The 2443-nt window shown below is 37.8% G+C and carries 3 protein-coding genes; 2 read left to right on the top strand and 1 reads right to left on the bottom strand.

All coding sequences use genetic code 11. The annotated features are described in order from the left end of the window. The first annotated feature begins 254 nt into the window (after nt 1-254). Together K6G87_RS13215 and K6G87_RS13210 are read left to right on the top strand one after the other, a co-directional pair. On the top strand, nt 255-638 hold the full coding sequence (locus K6G87_RS13215) for a hypothetical protein (protein ID WP_296838179.1): 384 nt from the start codon (nt 255-257) through the stop codon (nt 636-638). Between the two features lie 17 nt (nt 639-655). After that, nucleotides 656-970 (top strand): hypothetical protein, encoded by a 315-nt coding sequence (locus tag K6G87_RS13210; RefSeq protein WP_296838177.1) that lies wholly within the window; start codon nt 656-658, stop codon nt 968-970. Between the two features lie 329 nt (nt 971-1299). Here K6G87_RS13210 and K6G87_RS13205 read toward each other — a convergent pair. Next, nucleotides 1300-2443 (bottom strand): MFS transporter (locus tag K6G87_RS13205; RefSeq protein ID WP_296838174.1); only part of this gene is annotated, 1144 nt, incomplete at its 5' end.

The raw sequence follows: 2443 nt of genomic DNA, 5'->3' as shown, positions 1-2443 counted from the left end.
CAGTTTTATTAACAATCTGTATATTTTCTGCATGATGATGACGAAATAAAAGAAAGGTTTTTATGTCATTCTCTTTACAGGAGTGCTCCATTTGCTGGGAAAATAGCAATATTCAGCTGTCTTTCAACAGTGCAAAAGTATATAGTAGTGATATTGGAGGATTAGCAAATATAGAAACGGATCCAAATGAGGTTGTGAAGCTCTTTTCTGAAAGAGATAATGATTTTGCAAAACATATGTAGTGGAGGAATGGTGTGATGGAAGAAAAATATGCTGAGTTAGAAAAAAGAGTACAGGTTCTTGAGGAGTTATTAAAAGGCTTCTTGCAGTCAGAAGATAATAATATCAATTTGACATTGAAAGAATGCTCTGTAAATAATCTGAACACAGGAGATGAGTGCGACGTTAGATTGGATAATTGCTCTGTTGGAAACCTGTGCCTGGGTGATGGATGCGATATTAGACAAAACAATTGCCCTATAGGAACAATGATACCAGGTGATATTGACACAGCAGATGGTCAGTTAGACGATATAGAGAGCAGAATAGACGAGCTGGATAGTGCGGTAGATAGTATTGAAAATAGGATTGATGATGCAGAGAACCGGGCAGAACAGCTGAAAGAATCAATGGATTGATTGGGGCATGACTGATTATGGAAATAACAATAAAGTCTGAAGGCACTTGGTATCACGGTTCAAACTTGATATTATCTGAATTACGGGCAGAAAGCACAGTTACGCAGTGGAGAGAACTGGCAGAGGCATTTTCTCACAAACCATGTAGACTTAGTTATGATGATAATGGTGTTATCAGCCATGATGGTAAAGAAAAAGGGTATTTGTATGTCATAGATGAGCCCATTACGGTAGATGTAGATGTGTATCAGCATCCAAGAACTGTGATGGATGAGAATGCAGAGTTCTTAACAAAAAGACCTCTAAAATTAAAAATGATATGCGAGTTATAGTAGCCGCGAATTATAAATATCGCATCTAAGTATCATTTTGGACAATTTTTATACATTTTTGCCATGAAAGCTTTCAAAATCTTTCACCCAAACCAAAAATCTGTTTTAGGTGAAAGATTTTGCAATGCGGATAAGATTTTGTGGACTTTATGCATGAATAATGTATAAACGTGTTTTGCTTATAAACGGCTATTATCGGTTATACCGGAATTATCAAAACATGCATTAGGAACAATAGAACTTCGATACTGTTTACAAATGAATTTGATATTTAATCATGATAAAAAGGCGGAGAGAGCAATTTAGCTTTCTCCGCCAGTATTATGGAATTATCTTTTGATTACATGAATTCCGGCTAGCAGTATCATCAAAACTCCAACAACTGTGAAGCAGGCTGATACGCCAAGCTCTGCGACAAAAGCCGATGCAAACAGGAATACGACTTCAACAAGGTTTACGCCCATGTTGTATGCAGATAAAACCTCGGCTCTTTTATCTTCAAGATGGTTCTTGTCTATAACCTTATTTTCCATCTCGTCAAAAATATATGCCGGAACTGAAACTATAAGCGGAAGAATTAACATGATTGGTATGACAACCAGCGTGATATTTATTCTTCCGAATAGGAGCATGCAGATACCTGAAATGATGAAGCCGATAACAAAAGTTTTGAAGTAATTCTTTTCTCCGATAGTATCAAGTATCTTCTCAGCAGCCATCTGAAATACTGAGTATCCAAGGATGATAGCTGTCATCCATTCTTCAGAAATTCCAAGAATTTCCAGCTTGTCTACGTAAAAGAAATTGATAAGGATAAAAGAAATACTGACGCATGCAAGGGTAATCATGATTATGATGTTCTCAGCATTTATTTTAAGAATAAAGAGCTTGCTGAGTTTGCTACAAGACTCCTTAGAAGCAGCACTTACCTCAGTATCAGTACCGCTTTTGGCCTTCTCTTTTTCTATGCCCAAGCTTACCAGAACAGCTTTTAAGTTCATTGCAGCCGTGAGTAGTAGTAAACCCCCAATACCAAAGAAGTGATAGATACCGGCATACATTATGGTACTTGCGATGAATCCTGCAGTACCAAAGTTCCCGACTCTTGCGCTCTTAACAACGTATTCACCTTCATCATATTTCTGATACAGATATGCGCAGATGGTTCCAGATGTAAAACAGATTGCAATTCCCTCAATAATCGCCTCTGCGATAAATAGATAGTAGTTTTTTGAAAGAAAGGCGGCAAGCATCATGCTTCTGGCAATAAGGAATATGATCTGGGAAAGCACAATAGTATTCTTATAACCAACAACATCAGTAATCTTTCCGGTTGGGATTTCTCCAAGGAAAATAGTAACAGACAGAATCGCCTGTAAAATAAAGAACTGGTCAAGGCTGACACCAGCACGGGTTCTGACCAGCAGCGCCACCGGCGCAAAGAAAACAAGGCCATTTAAGAATGACACAGCT

This window comes from Butyrivibrio sp., from assembly GCF_024699075.1.
The sequence above is the reverse complement of the archived record's forward strand: the minus strand, read 5'-3'. Positions and strand labels throughout refer to the sequence as shown.

Excerpts from the sequence above, each read along its gene's own strand:
- K6G87_RS13210 (WP_296838177.1), top strand. The coding sequence starts at position 656 with ATGGAAATAACAATAAAGTCTGAAGGCACTTGGTATCACGGTTCAAAC.